At 64.6% G+C, this 16,953-nt stretch carries 16 protein-coding genes; 11 read left to right on the top strand and 5 right to left on the bottom strand.

Translation table 11 applies throughout. From position 1 onward, the window contains the following. Positions 1-47: 47 nt before the first annotated feature. From F3J44_RS00905 to F3J44_RS00865, 9 genes are all read left to right on the top strand, one after another. A complete protein-coding gene (locus F3J44_RS00905) occupies positions 48-1,088 on the top strand; it encodes an LLM class flavin-dependent oxidoreductase (protein ID WP_167062347.1) in 1,041 nt (346 codons plus the stop codon). A 469-nt stretch (positions 1,089-1,557) separates the two neighbouring features. After that, positions 1,558-2,154, top strand: a complete 597-nt coding sequence (locus F3J44_RS00900) for an amino acid synthesis family protein (protein WP_003256068.1) — start codon at positions 1,558-1,560, stop codon at positions 2,152-2,154. A 68-nt stretch (positions 2,155-2,222) separates the two neighbouring features. Further along, positions 2,223-3,056 carry an alpha/beta fold hydrolase gene (locus tag F3J44_RS00895; RefSeq protein WP_167062350.1) on the top strand — a complete coding sequence of 278 codons (834 nt, stop codon included), beginning with the start codon at positions 2,223-2,225 and terminating at the stop codon, positions 3,054-3,056. Then, positions 3,053-4,534: an aldehyde dehydrogenase gene (locus F3J44_RS00890; RefSeq protein WP_167062353.1), complete on the top strand. Its 1,482-nt coding sequence runs from the start codon at positions 3,053-3,055 to the stop codon at positions 4,532-4,534. Before F3J44_RS00895 ends, F3J44_RS00890 begins: the two co-directional genes overlap by 4 nt. 13 nt (positions 4,535-4,547) lie before the next feature. Continuing rightward, on the top strand, positions 4,548-5,033 hold the full coding sequence (locus tag F3J44_RS00885) for a flavin reductase family protein (protein WP_167062356.1): 486 nt from the start codon (positions 4,548-4,550) through the stop codon (positions 5,031-5,033). A 163-nt stretch (positions 5,034-5,196) separates the two neighbouring features. Continuing rightward, positions 5,197-5,586 carry a carboxymuconolactone decarboxylase family protein gene (locus F3J44_RS00880; RefSeq protein WP_152957680.1) on the top strand — a complete coding sequence of 130 codons (390 nt, stop codon included), beginning with the start codon at positions 5,197-5,199 and terminating at the stop codon, positions 5,584-5,586. A 90-nt stretch (positions 5,587-5,676) separates the two neighbouring features. Continuing rightward, positions 5,677-6,429 carry a GntR family transcriptional regulator gene (locus F3J44_RS00875; protein ID WP_167062359.1) on the top strand — a complete coding sequence of 251 codons (753 nt, stop codon included), beginning with the start codon at positions 5,677-5,679 and terminating at the stop codon, positions 6,427-6,429. A gap of 1 nt (position 6,430) precedes the next feature. Beyond that, positions 6,431-6,994 (top strand): NUDIX hydrolase, encoded by a 564-nt coding sequence (locus F3J44_RS00870; RefSeq protein ID WP_167062362.1) that lies wholly within the window; start codon positions 6,431-6,433, stop codon positions 6,992-6,994. 391 nt (positions 6,995-7,385) lie between these two features. Next, positions 7,386-8,798, top strand: coding sequence for a cytosine permease (locus tag F3J44_RS00865; protein ID WP_167270034.1), 1,413 nt, complete (start codon positions 7,386-7,388; stop codon positions 8,796-8,798). 149 nt (positions 8,799-8,947) lie between these two features. On the opposite strand, the gene F3J44_RS00860 is transcribed toward F3J44_RS00865, so the two are convergent. From F3J44_RS00860 to glnT, 5 genes are all read right to left on the bottom strand, one after another. Further along, positions 8,948-10,249: an ammonium transporter gene (locus F3J44_RS00860; protein ID WP_167270032.1), complete on the bottom strand. Its 1,302-nt coding sequence runs from the start codon at positions 10,247-10,249 to the stop codon at positions 8,948-8,950. 139 nt (positions 10,250-10,388) lie between these two features. Further along, a complete protein-coding gene (locus tag F3J44_RS00855) occupies positions 10,389-11,714 on the bottom strand; it encodes an FMN-binding glutamate synthase family protein (RefSeq protein WP_167270030.1) in 1,326 nt (441 codons plus the stop codon). A gap of 15 nt (positions 11,715-11,729) precedes the next feature. After that, positions 11,730-12,404, bottom strand: coding sequence for a protein glxC (locus F3J44_RS00850; RefSeq protein WP_167270028.1), 675 nt, complete (start codon positions 12,402-12,404; stop codon positions 11,730-11,732). A 26-nt stretch (positions 12,405-12,430) separates the two neighbouring features. After that, complete coding sequence (locus tag F3J44_RS00845) at positions 12,431-13,336, bottom strand: glutamine amidotransferase family protein (RefSeq protein ID WP_167270026.1); 906 nt, start codon at positions 13,334-13,336, stop codon at positions 12,431-12,433. A gap of 66 nt (positions 13,337-13,402) precedes the next feature. Continuing rightward, the gene (glnT, locus tag F3J44_RS00840; protein WP_167270024.1) at positions 13,403-14,737 is read right to left on the bottom strand and encodes a type III glutamate--ammonia ligase; all 1,335 of its coding nucleotides are present in this window, start codon (positions 14,735-14,737) and stop codon (positions 13,403-13,405) included. A gap of 337 nt (positions 14,738-15,074) precedes the next feature. Between glnT and F3J44_RS00835 the strand changes: the two genes are divergently transcribed. Further along, a complete protein-coding gene (locus tag F3J44_RS00835; RefSeq protein WP_167270022.1) occupies positions 15,075-15,668 on the top strand; it encodes a cupin domain-containing protein in 594 nt (197 codons plus the stop codon). Between the two features lie 295 nt (positions 15,669-15,963). Then, positions 15,964-16,893 carry a DMT family transporter gene (locus F3J44_RS00830; protein ID WP_167270021.1) on the top strand — a complete coding sequence of 310 codons (930 nt, stop codon included), beginning with the start codon at positions 15,964-15,966 and terminating at the stop codon, positions 16,891-16,893. Positions 16,894-16,953 lie beyond the last annotated feature (60 nt).

The raw sequence follows: 16,953 nt of genomic DNA, 5'->3' as shown, positions 1-16,953 counted from the left end.
CCTACCCTGCCTGGCGCCAGACACTTTCAAGCGTTGAGGAAAGCCCCATGAAATTTTCGTTGTTCGTGCACATGGAACGTTGGGATGAACAGGTCAGCCACCGCCAGCTGTTCGAAGACCTGACCGAACTGACCCTGATGGCCGAGCACGGCGGTTTCAGCACCGTGTGGATCGGCGAACACCACGCCATGGAATACACCATTTCGCCAAGCCCGATGCCGCTGCTGGCGTACCTGGCCGCGCGCACCGAGAAAATCCGCCTGGGCGCCGGCACCATCATCGCGCCGTTCTGGAACCCGATCCGCGTGGCCGGCGAATGCGCCCTGCTCGACGTCATCAGCAATGGCCGCATGGAAGTGGGCCTGGCCCGCGGCGCCTACCAGTTCGAATTCGACCGCATGGCAGGTGGCATGCCGGCCACCGACGGTGGCAAGGCCCTGCGTGAAATGGTGCCGGTGGTGCGCAAGCTGTGGGAAGGCGACTACGCCCATGACGGCGAAGTGTACAAGTTCCCCACTTCCACCAGCGTGCCCAAGCCGTTCAACGCCACCCCGCCAATGTGGATCGCCGCCCGCGACCCCGACTCGCACAACTTCGCCGTGGCCAACGGCTGCAACGTGATGGTCACCCCGCTGATGAAGGGTGACGAGGAAGTGCTGGACCTGAAGAACAAGTTCCAGGCCGCCCTGGACAACAACCCGGATGTGCCGCGCCCGCAACTGATGGTGCTGCGCCACACCCACGTACACAGCCCGGCCGAGCCGGAAGGCTGGAAAGTCGGTGCCCAGGCCATCTCGCGCTTCTACCGCACCTTCGATGCCTGGTTCGGCAACAAGACCACCCCGGTCAACGGTTTCCTGGAGCCGAGCCCGGAGTCCAAGTTCGCCGAAGTGCCGGCGTTCCAGCTGGAGAACATCCGCAAGAACACCATGATCGGCACCCCGGAAGAAATCATCGCGCGCATCAAGTATTACCAGGAGCTCGGTGTCGACGAGTTCAGCTTCTGGTGCGACAACAGCCTGCCCCACGCCGAGAAGAAGAAGTCTTTGGAGCTGTTCATCAAGGAAGTGGTGCCGGCTTTCGCCTGAATTCCCATTGCCTGAAACATTGCGGGACGCGCCCGCTCCCGTGGGCCCCTGTGGCCTGCGCGAGCGGGCTTTTTTTTGGGGGTACGCCTTGGGGTTTGCGGTGTGTTCGAGATCGAGCGCCGCCCGCGCGGCGCTTCGCGAGCTGCGCTCGCTCCTACGTTTGTTTCGTGCCAGTAACGCTTGTGGCAGACGCGCGCGTCCGCCTTGTTTTTACGACGCGATATCGCGTGATGCGCCAAGGCATTCACGCGCAACTCCTCAGGACTCACTGGCCCGAAATAAACGTAGGAGCGAGCGCAGCTCGCGAAGCGCCGCGCGGGCGGCGCTCGATCTCACAGGCGCTGCAACCCTCAAGGCATACCCACCTTTCGTCCCCCCGCAAGAGAAATTTCATGCGCCCTCTTGCACAACAAATATTATGGTATACCATCAGACAACAAGAGCTGATAACCCTCACCAGGAGCCACCCATGAGTTTCGAAATCCGCAAGATCGTCACCTACTCCGAAGAAACCCGCATCGAAGGCGGCAAGGCCACCGACAAGCCGGTGACCATGGTCGGCCTGGCTGTGGTGATCAAGAACCCATGGGCCGGCCGCGGTTTCGTTGAAGATCTGAAGCCGGAAATCCGCGCCAACTGCTCGGAGCTCGGTGCCCTGATGGTCGAGCGCCTGACTGCCGCCATCGGCGGTGCCGACAAGATCGAAGCCTATGGCAAAGCCGCCGTGGTGGGCGCCGATGGCGAGATCGAGCACGCCTCGGCCGTGATCCACACCCTGCGCTTTGGCAACCACTACCGCGAAGCGGTGCAGGCCAAGAGCTACCTGAGCTTCACCAACAAGCGCGGCGGCCCAGGCACCTCGATCCAGATCCCGATGATGCAGAAGGACGACGAAGGCCTGCGTTCGCACTACATCACCCTGGAAATGCAGATCGAAGACGCCCCACGCGCCGACGAGATCGTCGTGGTCCTGGGCGCTGCCGACGGCGGCCGCCTGCACCCGCGCATCGGCAACCGCTACATCGACCTGGAAGAACTGGCTGCCGAAAAAGCCAACGCTCAATAACAACAACCAAGACGGGCCGGGGCGTGGCGTGCTTACCCGCCGCGCCCGACCTTCAAGGAGCGCCCTCCATGATTCAGCCTGTCGCTGAACGCACACCCGCCGGTACCAGCTACCTGTCCGTCGGCCAGGGCCAACCCGTGGTACTGATCCACGGCGTGGGCCTGAACAAGGAAATGTGGGGCGGGCAGTTCGTTGGCCTGGCCAACGACTACCGCGTCATCGCCTACGACATGCTCGGCCACGGCCAGAGCGCGTTGCCAGCCGCCGACATCGGCCTGGAAGGCTACGCCGCCCAGCTGGCCGAACTGCTCGACCACCTGCAGATTCAACAAGCCACCGTGATCGGCTTCTCCATGGGTGGCCTGGTCGCCCGTGCATTCGCCCTGAACTACCCGCAGCGCCTGGCTGCGCTGGTGGTGCTCAACAGCGTGTTCAACCGCACCCCCGAGCAAAGTGCCGGCGTTATCGCCCGCGCCGCCCAGGCCGCAGAGCTTGGCCCCGACGCCAACGTCGACGCCGCCCTCGACCGCTGGTTCAGCCGTGAATACAAGGCAGCCAACCCGGCCCAGGTCGCCGCCATCCGCCAGGTGCTGGCAAGCAACGACCCGCAGGGCTACCACACCACCTATTCGCTGTTCGCCACCCAGGACATGTACCGCGCAGCCGACCTGGGCAGTATCCAGGTACCGACGCTGATCGCCACCGGCGAACTCGATTCGGGCTCCACCCCGGCCATGACCCGCCAGCTCGCTGCCAGCATTCCTGGTGCGCAAAGCGTGGTGCTGGCCGAACAACGGCATATGATGCCGGTGGAAGCCCCGCGTGAAGTCAACAAGATGCTGCTGGACTTCCTCGCCCAAGCCCGCACCCTCACCGAATCCGCCAAGGGGATTGTTGCATGACCCTCGTTCGTTTCCAGATGTGCATCGACGGCCAATGGCTCGATGCCCAGAGCGGCAAAACCTTCGACAGCCTCAACCCGGCCACCGCCCAGGCCTGGGCACAACTGCCCGACGCCGCCGAAGCCGACGTCGAGCTGGCCGTACAGGCCGCCCAGCGCGCCTTCGACAGCAAGGCCTGGCGCAGCATCACCGCCACCGCGCGCGGCAAGCTGCTGCGCCGCCTGGGTGACCTGATTGCCGAGAACAAGGAACACCTGGCCCAGCTGGAAAGCCGCGACAACGGCAAGCTGATCCGCGAAACCCGCGGCCAGGTGGGCTACCTGCCGGAGTTCTTCCACTACACCGCAGGCCTTGCCGACAAGCTCGAAGGCGGCACCCTGCCGTTGGACAAGCCCGACCTGTTCGCCTACACCGTGCACGAGCCCATCGGCGTGGTGGCTGGCATCATCCCGTGGAACAGCCCGCTGTACCTGACCGCGATCAAGCTGGCCCCGGCCCTGGCCGCCGGCAACACCATCGTGCTCAAGCCGTCCGAGCATGCCTCGGCCACCATCCTGGAACTGGCTCGCCTGGCCCTGGAAGCCGGCTTCCCGCCGGGGGTGGTCAACGTGGTCACCGGCTACGGCCCAAGCACTGGCGCCGCGCTGACCCGCCACCCACTGGTGCGCAAGATCGCCTTCACCGGCGGCGCCGCCACTGCCCGCCACGTGGTGCGCAGCAGTGCCGAGAACTTCGCCAAGCTGTCGCTGGAACTGGGCGGCAAGTCGCCGAACATCATCTTCGCCGACGCCGACCTGGACAGCGCCATCAACGGCGCGGTGGCCGGCATCTATGCCGCCTCCGGGCAAAGCTGCGTGGCCGGCTCGCGCCTGCTGGTGCAGGACGAGATCTTCGACGAATTCGTCGAGCGCCTGATCGCCCGGGCCAAGCGCATCCGCATCGGCAACCCGCAGGACGACGCCAGCGAAATGGGCCCAATGGCCACCGCCCAGCAACTGGCCGTGGTCGAAGGCCTGGTGGCGGCGGCCAAGGCCGAAGGCGCCAAGCTGCACATGGGCGGCAAGCGTGCCGAGGTCGAGGGTGAAGGCTGGTTCTACGAGCCGACCCTGTTCGAGTGCGACAGCAACTCGATGACCATCATGCAGGAAGAGGTGTTCGGCCCGGTGGCGGCGGTGATCCGCTTCAAGACCGAGGAAGAGGCGCTGGAAATCGCCAACGACTCGCAGTTCGGCCTGGCCGCCGGCATCTGGACCCGCGACCTGGGCCGTGCCCACCGCCTGGCCCGTGATGTGCGTTCGGGGATCATCTGGGTCAACACCTACCGCGCAGTGTCGGCCATGGCGCCGATCGGCGGCTTCAAGAACAGCGGCTACGGCCGTGAAAGCGGCATCGATTCGGTGCTGGCCTATACCGAGCTGAAGACCGTGTGGATCAACCTGTCCACCGCGCCGATGCCCGACCCGTTCGTGATGCGCTAGGAGGTAACACAAGATGATCGAACCTGGCATCTACAAAGACGTGATGGGCTCCTTCCCATCCGGTGTCACCGTGGTCACCACCCTGGATGAAGGCGGCGGCATCGTCGGCATCACCGCCAGCGCGTTCAGCGCGCTGTCGATCGACCCGGCGCTGGTGCTGTTCTGCCCCAACTACGCCTCCGACACCTACCCGATCCTGCGTGACAGCAAGCAGTTCGCGATCCATTTGCTGTCCGCCGACCAAACCGCCGAGGCCTATGCCTTCGCCGGCAAAGGCAAGGACAAGGCCAAGGGCATCGAGTGGCACCTGAGCGAGCTGGGCAACCCGCTGCTGGCCAAGGCCACGGCGATCATCGAGTGTGAACTGTGGCGCGAATACGACGGCGGTGACCATGCGATCATCGTTGGCGCGGTGAAGAACCTGGTGCTGCCGGCCGACCCGGCGACACCGATGGTCTACCACAAAGGCAAGCTGGGCGCCCTGCCGCCGCTGGGTTGATAGACCTTCGAATCGGTGTCGGGGCCATGCCGAAACCTGTGCAATACCTGTAGGAGCGGGCTTGCCTCGCGAAGGCCCCAACACCGATGTCCCTGTTTTCCAGGGGCCGCACACAATCGTCTCACCCTCGGTTGCGGCCCCTTTTTCTTCCGGAGCACTGCGCATGAGCAACGAGAAGTACGAGAAAGGCCTGCAGATTCGCACCCAGGTACTGGGCGAGGAATACGTCAACCGCTCGATCCAGAACGCCGACGAATTCACCAAGCCGCTGCAGGAACTGGTCACCGAGTACTGCTGGGGCCATGTGTGGGGGCGTGAAGGCCTCTCGCTGAAAGAGCGCAGCATGATAAACTTGGCCATGATTTCCGCGCTCAACCGGCCCCACGAGCTCAAGCTGCACATTCGCGGCGCCTTGCGTAATGGCCTGAGCCGTGAACAGATTCGCGAGATCCTGCTCCAGGTCGGCATTTATTGCGGCGTGCCCGCGGCGGTGGACAGTTTCCGCCTGGCCCGCGAAGCGTTCGCTGAAGCCGATGCGGAGTCAACCCGTTAACAGCGGGCTGTTCGAACCCACGCAAGGAGCACCCGCGGTTCGCGGGGCGCCAGCGGTTGCGGCCGGGCAGCCTCATTCAGAGCGCACTTGATGAAACGCCAGCCCCTCGACGACAGCTTCAAGGTCAACCGCAACCCCGTAACCCTGCGCGAAATCGTGCTCGACAAGCTGCGCGGGGCGATCATGAACTTCCACCTGCTGCCAGGCGACCGCCTGGTGGAACGCGACCTCTGCGACCGCCTCGGCGTCAGCCGCACCTCGGTGCGTGAAGCCCTGCGCCACCTGGAGTCCGAAGGCCTGGTGGAGTTCGCCGACGCCAAGGGCCCGCGCGTGGCCATCATCACCCTGGAAGACGCCCGCGACATCTACGAGCTGCGCTGCGTGCTCGAAGGGCTGATCGTGCAGCTGTTCACCCTCAATGCCAAGGCCAAGGACATCCGGGCCCTGGAGCGGGCGCTGGAAGTCAACCGCGAGGCGCTGGAAGAAGGCGAGCTGCAGCAGGTACTGGATTCGGTGCAGGGCTTCTACGACGTGCTCCTGGAAGGCTCCGGCAATCAGGTGGCCGCCCAGCAACTGCGCCAGTTGCAGGCACGCATCAGCTACCTGCGCGCCACCTCGGTGTCGCAGGAAAACCGCCGCGGCGCCAGCAACCGGGAAATGGAGAAGATCGTCGAGGCGATCAAGGGCGGTGACCCGCTGGTGGCGCACCAGGCCTCGGTCGACCACGTACGCGCTGCCGCCAAGGTGGCCCTGGACTACCTGCGCCAGAAGCAGGACGACAACACCAAGGTGCGCGACATCGTCGAGCCCCTGGCCCTGAAGGAACCTCGCATAGGTCGCTGAGATGCCCAACGCCCCGCGCTATTGCCCGCACTGCACCACGGAACTGGCCCGGGGCGTTCCCACAGGCGACACCCACGAACGCCTGTACTGCACCGGCTGCGGTTATATCCACTACATCAACCCGAAGATCATTGCCGGCTGCATCATCGAGCGCGATGGCAAGTACCTGTTGTGCCAGCGCGCCATCCCGCCGCGCCCCGGCACCTGGACCTTGCCGGCCGGGTTCATGGAAGCGGGCGAAACCACCGAGCAAGCGGCGCTGCGCGAGGTGTGGGAGGAAAGCGGCGTACGCGCCGAAATCGTCTCGCCCTACTCGATCTTCAGCGTGGCCAAGATCAGCGAGGTGTACATCATCTTCCGCGCCATCGCCACCGAGGAAACCGGGCAGTACGGCGCAGAGACGCTGGCGTACAAGTTCTTCGAGCCGCACGAGATTCCGTGGGACGAGATCTATTACCCGGCGATCCGGCAGATTCTCGAGCGGTACATCCTTGAGCGCCAGGCCGGGGTGTATGGCATCTACATGGGCAATGACGATACCGGCAAGGTGCACTTCATGCGCTAGCCTTTGTTGGCCTCTTCGCGGGGCAAGCCCGCTCCTACAGGCGGACGCATTCTGCCTGTAGGAGCGGGCTTGCCCCGCGAAGAGGCCAGCAAAGGCCCCCCAAAAACCTGCCCTATAAACGCGCACCCCGCACCACCACAGCCCACTGCAATCCCCCCAAGCCCCCCGCTACCCCCTCTACCCCAAGCCCTCCAGCCACCTGGCACTCTCCTTGCTACCGTCAACCGCTTAACCTTTTGTCAGCCTTAGGTTTTTTAAGGTTTATGGGCACATATTTACTAATTTCTCGTTATCCCCGCGCCCCGCATCATCGCTCCAACAAGAACGCGTCGCCCTTCGCCGGCACGCACCCGGGCAGCACCCGATGCCCCACCTTGCCTTGGAGTCAGTCATGACCAGTGCAGCCAATTCGGCACCCCTCATCGAGAAACACACAATCGGCTACGTGCCGCCGCAAGACCGCCATGGAAAGGTAAGGGATCTGTTCACACTGTGGTTCGGCGGCAACATCGCGCCGCTCCCCATCGTCACTGGCGCGCTGGGCGTGCAACTGTTCCACTTGAACCTGGTATGGGGCATCGTCGCCATCCTGGTCGGCCACCTGGTCGGCGGCGTGCTGATGGCCCTGCACTCGGCCCAGGGCCCGCAAATGGGCATTCCGCAAATGATCCAGAGCCGTGCCCAGTTCGGCACCCTCGGCGCACTGCTGGTGGTGGTGATCGCCGGGGTGATGTACATCGGCTTCTTCGCCTCCAACATCGTGCTCGCCGGCAAGTCGTTGCATGGCGTGGTGGAAAGCGTGCCGGTGCCAGTGGGCATCGTCATCGGCGCGCTGGGCTCGGGCATCATCGGCATCATCGGCTACCGCTTCATCCACGTGCTCAACCGCATCGGCACCTGGGTGCTGGGCATCGGCATCGTGGTTGGCTTCGGCTATATCTTCAGCCACGTGCAGAGCGACGACTTCCTCACTCGCGGCGGCTTCAACCTGGCCGGCTGGCTGGCCACCGTGTCGCTGGCGGCGCTGTGGCAGATCGCCTTCGCCCCCTACGTGTCGGACTACTCGCGCTACCTGCCGGCCGACGTGAAAGTCAGCTCGACCTTCTGGACCACCTACCTGGGCTCGGCCCTGGGTTCGAGCCTGTCGTTCATCTTCGGCGCCGTGGCGGTACTGGCGATTCCGGCCGGCATGGACACCATGGACGCGGTCAAGCTGGCCACCGGCACCCTGGGCCCAGTGATGCTGGTGCTGTTCCTGCTCAGCGTCATCAGCCACAACGCCCTCAACCTGTATGGCGCGGTGCTGTCGATCATCACCCTGGTACAAACCTTCGCCTACCGCTGGATCCCCACCGCCAAGAGCCGTGCGGTGCTGTCGCTGATCGTGCTGGCGGCCTGCTGCGTGGTGGCGGTGTTCGCCTCGGCGGACTTCATCGGCCACTTCGTCGACATGGTGTTGGTGCTGCTGGTGGTGCTGGTGCCGTGGACGGCGATCAACCTGATCGACTTCTACGCCATTCACAAGGGCGACTATGACATCCAGTCGATCTTCAAGGTCGATGGCGGGATCTACGGGCGCTACAACCCACAGGCGCTGATTGCCTATGCGGTGGGTATCGTGGTGCAGATTCCGTTCATGAACACGCCGCTGTACGTCGGGCCGATTTCCGCGCATATCAACGGGGCCGACCTGTCGTGGCTGGTGGGGCTGGTGGTGACTTCGCCGCTGTACTGGTGGCTGGCCAGCCGTGACAGTGCTTACCGCCGCCGGCAGCACAGTGCCAAGTTGACCATGCAATCCTGAGGTAGAGGGGCACGGCTTGCGCGGTGCTTCGCGAGCTTTGCTCGCTCCTACAGGAATAAGCAAGGATTTGCGTTTTCCACCACCCGGTAGGAGCGAGCAACGCTCGCGAAGCGCCGCGCCAGCGGCGCCCAATTGCCCCCCATGCCAGCTCAGAGGTTATAGGCCCGCTCGTTGTGCTCGGCCAGGTCCAGCCCCTGCTCTTCCTCTTCCCGACTGGCGCGCAGCCCCACCGTCAGCTTCACCGCCCCCAGAATCGCCCAGCTCACCACGAAGCAATAGGCGAAGGTAAAGGCCACCCCCTTGAGCTGCACCAGCGCCTGCCCTAGCGGCGAAACTCCTTCCACATAGCCACCCAACGATGGCGCGGCAAACACCCCGGTCAGCACCGCCCCAACCATCCCACCCACCCCATGCAGGCCGAACACGTCCAGGCTGTCGTCATAACCCAGCGCCTGCTTCAGGCGGGTCACGGCGAAAAAGCAGATGGCGCCGGTCAACAAACCGATCACCACCGCCCCCAGCGGCCCGACGAAGGCGCAGGCCGGCGTGATGCCGACCAGCCCGGCCAAGGCACCCGATGCGGCGCCCAACGCCGTTGGCCGGCCATGCACGACCTTCTCGGTCAGCAGCCAGCCCACGATGCCGGCGCAGGCCGCAACCATGGTTGCCAGCATCACCACCCCTGCCCCTTGGTTGGCGGCAAGGCCCGAGCCTACGTTGAAACCGAACCAGCCAACCCACAGCAGCCCCGCGCCCACCAGGGTAAAGCCCAGGTTATGCGGCGGCATGGCCACCTGCGGGTAGCCTTTGCGCTTGCCCAGCATCAACGCCGCCGCCAGCGCCGCCACGCCGGAGTTGATATGCACCGCGGTGCCGCCGGCAAAATCCAGCACGCCCCAGTTGACCATCAGCGCACCCGGCCCGCCCCAGACCATGTGGGCAATCGGTGCGTACACCAGCACGAACCAGGCGGCCATGAACAGCAGCGAGGCACTGAACTTCATGCGCTCGGCAAAGCCCCCGGCGATCAGCGCAGGGGTGATGATGGCGAAGGTAAGCTGGAAGACGGCAAATACCCCTTCCGGGATGGTGCCCACCAGGCTGTCATGGCCAATATCCAGCATCAGCGCCTTGTCCAGCCCGCCAATGAAGCTGTTGACGGTCAACTGCCCCTCGACCATGCCGCTGGTGTCGACCACCAGGCTGTAGCCGAACAGCACCCAGAGAATGCCGATCACCCCGGCCACGGCGAACAGCTGGGTGAACACCGAAAGGAAGTTCTTCGCCCGCACCATGCCGCCATAGAACAGCGCCAGGCCCGGGATGCACATCATCAGCACGAACATTGCGGCGCAGATCATCCACGCGGTGTTGCCGGTGTCCAGGGTGGAGTCGGCGGCGTGGGCCAATGGCGTCAACGCCAACAGCGCAACAGCTAGGGCACGTTTCATGGGGTCACTCCTGTGCGAATGGGGGTGTATCCGGGGCTGCTTTGCAGCCCATTCGCGGCACAAGGCCGCTCCTACAGGCGGTTGTAGGAGCGGCCTTGTGCCGCGAATGGGCCGCAAAGCGGCCCCTTACCACGATGGATCAGTACTGCGCCTGCCCCGGCACCCAGGCAGTGCCGGCCAATGGCACCCGCGCCATGGCGGCGGCTTCCACGGTCAACGCCACCAAATCCTCGGGGTCAAGGTTGTGCAAGTGCGACTTGCCACAGGCCCGGGCCATGGTCTGCGCCTCCAGCACCAGCACCCGCAGGTAATTGGCCAACCGCCGACCGGCCTCTTCCGGGTTCAGGCGCTTGGCCAGTTCCGGGTCCTGGGTGGTGATGCCGGCCGGGTCACGGCCGTTCTGCCAGTCATCGTAGAAACCGGCGGCCGAGCCGATCTTCTTCAGCTCGCTGTCCAGCCGCGGGTTGTTGTCACCCAGGGCGATCAGCGCTGCCGTACCGATGGCCACCGCATCGGCGCCCAGGGCCATGGCCTTGGCCACGTCGGCACCGTTGCGGATACCACCGGAAACGATCAGCTGCACCTTGCGGTGCATGCCCATCTCCTGCAGCGCCTGCACGGCCTGCGGGATGGCGGGTAGAACCGGGATGCCCACGTGCTCGATGAACACTTCCTGGGTAGCGGCGGTGCCGCCCTGCATGCCATCAAGCACCACCACGTCGGCGCCGGCCTTCACCGCCAGCTTGACGTCGTAGTACGGGCGGCTGGCGCCGATCTTCACGTAGATGGGTTTTTCCCAGTCGGTGATCTCGCGAATCTCGGCAATCTTGATCGCCAAATCATCTGGGCCGGTCCAGTCCGGGTGGCGGCAGGCGCTGCGCTGGTCAACGCCGATGGGCAAGGTGCGCATGCCGGCCACACGCTCGGTCACCTTCATGCCCAGCAGCATGCCACCGCCGCCCGGCTTGGCGCCCTGGCCCAGCACGATCTCGATGGCGTCGGCCTTGCGCAGGTCGTCGGGGTTCATGCCGTAGCGCGATGGCAGGTACTGGTACACCAGGTGCTGCGACTGGCCGCGCTCCTCGGGGGTCATGCCGCCGTCGCCGGTGGTGGTGCTGGTGCCGGCGATGGTTGCGCCACGGCCCAGGGCTTCCTTGGCGTTGGCCGACAGCGCGCCGAAGCTCATGCCGGCGATGGTCACCGGGATTTTCAGGTGGATCGGCTTCTTGGCAAAACGGTTGCCCAGCACCACGTCGGTGCCGCATTTCTCGCGGTAGCCTTCCAGCGGGTAGCGCGACACGCTGGCGCCCAGCAGCAGCAGGTCGTCGAAGTGCGGCACGCGGCGCTTGGTGCCGCCGCCGCGGATGTCGTAGATGCCGGTTTCGGCGGCACGCTGAATTTCCTGGATGGTCAGCCGATCGAAGGTGGCCGATTCACGCAGTACCGGGGGGAATTGTTCGCTCATGGGAATGCTCCTGGATCAGTACGCGCTGGCGTTGTCGACTTTGAAGTTGTACAGCTGCCGGGCCGAGCCGTAGCGTTTGAAATCGGCGGCCTTGTGCGCAAGGCCCGCCTGGTTCAGCAGTTCCTGCAGCTCTTGCAGGTGCTCGGCGCGCATCTCTTTTTCGATGCAGTCCGAACCCAGCGACTGCACCGAGCCCTTGACGTAGATGCGCACCTCGTACAGCGAATCGCCCAGGGCATCGCCGGCATCGCCACACACCACCAGGCGCCCGGCCTGGCCCATGAAGCAGCTCATGTGGCCGATGCTGCCGCCGACCACGATGTCCACGCCCTTCATCGAAATGCCACAGCGCGCGCCGGCGTCGCCCTCGATGACCAGCAAGCCACCATGGGCGGTGGCACCGGCGGCCTGGGAAGCGCTGCCCTTGACCCGCACCGAGCCAGACATCATGTTCTCGGCCACGCCCACGCCGACGTTGCCGTGCACGGTGACGCTGGCCTGCTGGTTCATGCCGGCGCAGTAGTAGCCCGCGTGGCCCTCGATATCCACCGACACCGCAGCGTTGATGCCCACGGCCAGGTTGTGCTTGCCATCGGGGTGGGTCACCCGCCATTCGCGGTCCTGCACCTCGCCGTGCAGGGACTGGTTGAGCACGCGCACCGAGGCGCTGGAAAGGTCGATCGTCTTCATGAATGTCTCCAGTGGTTCGGTGGGGTTCAGGCGCTTTCGCGTTCCCAAACGTACAAAGTGGCGGGCGCCGGTTCCCAGACCTTGGCGTTCTCGATGCCCGGCAGGCTGGCCAGGGCCTGGTACTCCGACGCCATGGCCACGTAGTCGTCGGTTTCGGCCAGCACCGCTGGCTTGCAGGCGATTGGGTCACGGATCACGGCAAAGCCGTTGCGGGTGCCGATGGCGAAGGTGAAGAAGCCGTCCAGGTCTGCCAGTGCGCCATCCAGGGCCTGGGCCAGGGTGTCGCCCTGCTGCAGGCGCCAGGTCAGGTAGCCGGCGGCCACCTCGGTGTCGTTGTCTGTTTCGAAGGCGATGCCTTCGCGCTTGAGCTCCTGGCGCAGGCGGAAGTGGTTGGAGAGCGAGCCGTTGTGCACCAGGCACAGGTCGGCGCCAGTGGAAAACGGGTGGCTGCCTTCCAGGGTCACGGCACTTTCGGTGGCCATGCGGGTGTGGCCGATGATGTGGCTACCGTTCATGCCGGCCAGGCCGAAGCGGCTGGAGATTTCTGCCGGCAGGCCCATCCCCTTGAGGATTTCGATGCTCTGCCCGGCACTCATGATGCGCACCTCGGGGGCCAGCTCGGCCAACGCGGCGCGGGCGCTGGCTTCATCGGTGTGCACCTTGAGCACTGCGGCGCTGGCGTTCTGGAACCAGTCCAGCGAGCAACCCAGGCGCCCTTCCAACTGGCCCATCAGGTCCGCCCAAGGGTAATGGATGTCCGCCACCTGCAGGGTCAGCTTGACCCAGCCATCGGCCACCTCGTCGCCATAGATGGCAAAGCCTGCGCTGTCCGGGCCACGGTCGGTCATGGCTTGCAGCATGGGTTCAAAGAGCTTGCCGAGCTGGGCTTCCAGCGCTGGCTTTTTCAGGTACAAACCTACGATTCCACACATGGTGATGCTCCTTACTAGGCAGTGGGCGACCGCTTTCGGGTTGGCCGCCCAGGGGATTGGGGGCGGTCAGAAGAACTCTGTGTAGCGCTGGATTTCCCAGTCGGAGACATGGCGGCAATACTCCACCCACTCCATGCGCTTGAGCTTGATGAACTCGTCGACGATCTCGGCGCCCAGCACCTCGCGAAACAGCGGGTCGGCGTCCAGGGCGTCGGCAGCCTCCTTGAGCGACTGCGGCAGGGTCTTGATGCCGCGAGCGGCGATCTCTTCCAGGCTCAGGTTGTAGAGGTTTTCGTTGCACATCTGGCCCGGTTCCAGCTGGCGGTCGATGCCGTCGAGGCCGGCGGCGATGATCGCGGCGGTGACCAGGTACGGGTTGCAGCCGGCATCCGGCAGGCGGAACTCCAGGCGCCCGTAGGGAATACGCACCATCGCCGAGCGGTTGTTGGCGCCGTAGGCGACGAAGGCCGGGGCCCAGGTGGCGCCGGACAGCGAGCGGCCCACTACAAGGCGCTTGTACGAGTTGACCGTGGGCGCGGCGAAGGCGCACAGGGCCGGGCCATGGGCCAGGAGGCCAGCGGCAAAGTGGTAGGCCAGCTTGGACAGGCCCATGCCGCTGCTGTCGGAAGGGTCGTGGAACAGGTTCTTGTTGGTCGAGCTTGCCAGCGACAGGTGGAAGTGCATGCCGTTGCCGGCGCGCTTGGGGTCGGGCTTGGGCATGAACGAGCAGATCATGCCCAGGTCGTTGGCGATCTCCCCTGCCGCCATGCGGAAGAAGGTGAAGCGGTCGGCCGACTCCATGGCGTCGCTGTAGGTGTAGTTGATCTCGAACTGGCCGTTGGCGTCTTCGTGGTCGATCTGGTAGATGTCGAAGCCGACCGGCTGCAGGGCCTCGGTGAGGCGTTCGAGGAACAGCCGCGAGCGCGACAGGCCCTTGTAGTCGTAGCAGGGCTTGTCGAGGTTGTCGGAGGCGTCCACCAACTGCAGCTTGCCCTCTTCATCGCGGCGGAACAGGCTGAACTCGGGCTCAAGGCCGGTGTTCAGGGTCCAGCCCTTGTCGGCCAGGCGCTGCACCTGCTGTTGCAGCACATAGCGGCTGTCGTAAGGCCAGGGTTGGCCGTTGACATGGCCGACACACACCACCCGGCCATAGCCTGGCTGCCACGGCACCGGAATCAGCGTGGACAGATCGCCGCGGGCCATGAAGTCCGGACCATGGGGTTCCATGCCCATGCCGCAGATGGCGAACCCGGCAAAACCGGCGCCCTCCTCTGCCACCATCTTCAGGCCCGATACCGGCACCGACTTGGTCTTCGCCGAACCGTGGATGTCGACGAACTGTGCCAGCACATACTTGATACCGTGCTGGTCGAGGGTGCGCTGGGTTTCTGCTGGCAACATGGGTCGATCACTCCTGGGTGATGGGCTTTGATTCCGCAAGGGAAACTTACTTTCCTCACAGGAATGCAATGCGCTTGCCAACTCTGTTGCTTGTGTTGCCTGGTGCGGCCCCTTCGCGGGGCAAGCCCGCTCCTACAACAGACGCGCATCCCTTTGTAGGAGCGGGCTTGCCCCGCGAAGAGGCCGGTACAGACAACGCAAAACTCAGGCAGGTTTTTCAGCTGTATTTATGGGAAACTTGTTTTCACCCGAGGAAAATGACGGCCAACGCAGCCGTCTCTCGCACTTTCACGGTGCGAAAACTTTATTCTTGAACTGAAACCGTGCAGGACATTCGATGCCACCGGAAACCGAACCGCGCCTTCGCCTGGAGCAGTACCTGGGCCTGCAGATCAAGCGCCAACGCCAAGCCCAGTCCCTAAAGCTCGCCGACGTGGCGCGCATCGCCGGCATCAGCCAAGGCATGCTGAGCAAGATCGAAAATGCCCAGGTGTCCACCAGCCTCGACACCCTCAGCCGCCTGTGCGACGTGCTGGGCATGCCCATGGCCAAGCTGTTCAGCCAATACGACCAACCCGATGGCAACGCCCTGCTGGTCAAGGCCGGCGAAGGGCTGGAGGTGGTGCGCCGGGGCACCGAGAAGGGCCACACCTACCATTTGCTCAATCACGCCAGGGGGCCGAAGAAGCATTTCGAGGCGTACATGGTGAGCATGGACGATGCCAGCGAGGAGTTCCCGACCTTCGCCCACCCCGGCACCGAATTCCTTCATTTGCTGGAGGGTGAACTGGTGTACCGCCACGGCAACCAGCTCTACCACATGCATGCCGGCGACAGCCTGACCTTCGACGGCGACACCCCCCACGGCCCTGAGCAGCTGGTGCAGGTGCCCATCCGCTTGCTGTCGATCATGAACTACGGCGAGGAATAAGAAGGCGCTACAAGGCAATAAGCAATGTCGCGATCAGACAAGCACATGTCGCCCGCAATCGCCTTCCAAACCGTGTCTACAAAAATAATACACACATCGACCAGCCCCGCGCCGTGGGCTGGTGGACGTGGTAACCGCGAGTAAAACAGCCTCGCTTCACAATTCCAACGCTGTGGCGCCTTTTTGCACCGGGCAGTTCGTCCGGGCTCATAACGATAAAACTCCCAGCATTAAAGACCCGCGTCGCGCCGATCGGGAGTGTTTGCGCGCGCCACATTGTGAAGACTTGACTGCCATGATCGCGACTTCAATCCCCGTAGCCGGTGCTGCCACCGGCCACCGTAATGCCCTGCTCGTTGCCCATATCGCCGCCGTGCTGTTTGGGCTGACCGGTATCCTCGGCCACCTGATCGAGGCCGATGCCAGCATCATCACCTTCGGCCGCGCCACCTTCGCCTTCATCGCCCTGGGCTTCGTCGCCGGGCTCAAGGGCACCCGCCTGCTCGACGCGCTGACCCTGCGCAACCTGCCCGTGCTGGGCCTGACCGGTGCATTGCTGGCGACCCACTGGGTGACCTTCTTCATTGCCGTCAAAGTGGGCGGCGTGGCGGTAGCGACCCTGGGCTTCGCCAGCTTCCCGGCCTTTATCGCGATGATCGAACGCGGCGTGTTCGGCCTGCGCATCGGCGCCGTGCAGGGCCTGCTGCTGCTGATGGTCACCGCCGGCCTGGTGCTGGTGGTGCCGACCTTCGACCTGCTCGACAAGGGCACCGTCGGCCTGCTCTGGGGCCTGGGTTCGGGCCTGGCATTCGCCCTGCTGACCGTGGCCAACCGCCGCAATGCCTCGAACATGAACGCCATGCAGGTGGCCTTCTGGCAGAACGTGGTGGTGGCTGCACTGGTGGCACCGTTTGCCTTCACCCACCTGGGCAACACCAGCCTGGGCGGTAGCGACTGGGTCAACCTGGCGCTGCTGGGGGTGTTCTGCACCGGGCTGTCGCAGTTCCTGTTCGTCAAGAGCCTGGAAGGCCTGGAAGCGCGCACCGCGGGCATGATTATCGCCCTGGAGCCGGTGTACGCGATCATCGGCGCATGGTGGTTGTTCGGTGACCAACCCAGCCTGCGCATGGCCGCCGGTGCGGTGCTGATCGTGCTGGCGACCCTCCTCGCCGCCGCGCGCAAGGCCCCGGCCGAACAAGGGGATGCCAGCCGCTGCGCGCATTGACCGTCGCGCAAGGAACATTGCCTGTAGGAGCGGGCTTGCCCCGCGAACACCGGCGCAGCC

Origin of the sequence: Pantoea sp. Tr-811, assembly GCF_011752535.1 — a bacterium.
In the GTDB taxonomy this organism is placed as follows: domain Bacteria; phylum Pseudomonadota; class Gammaproteobacteria; order Pseudomonadales; family Pseudomonadaceae; genus Aquipseudomonas.
This window is presented reverse-complemented; position numbering and strand designations above follow the sequence as displayed.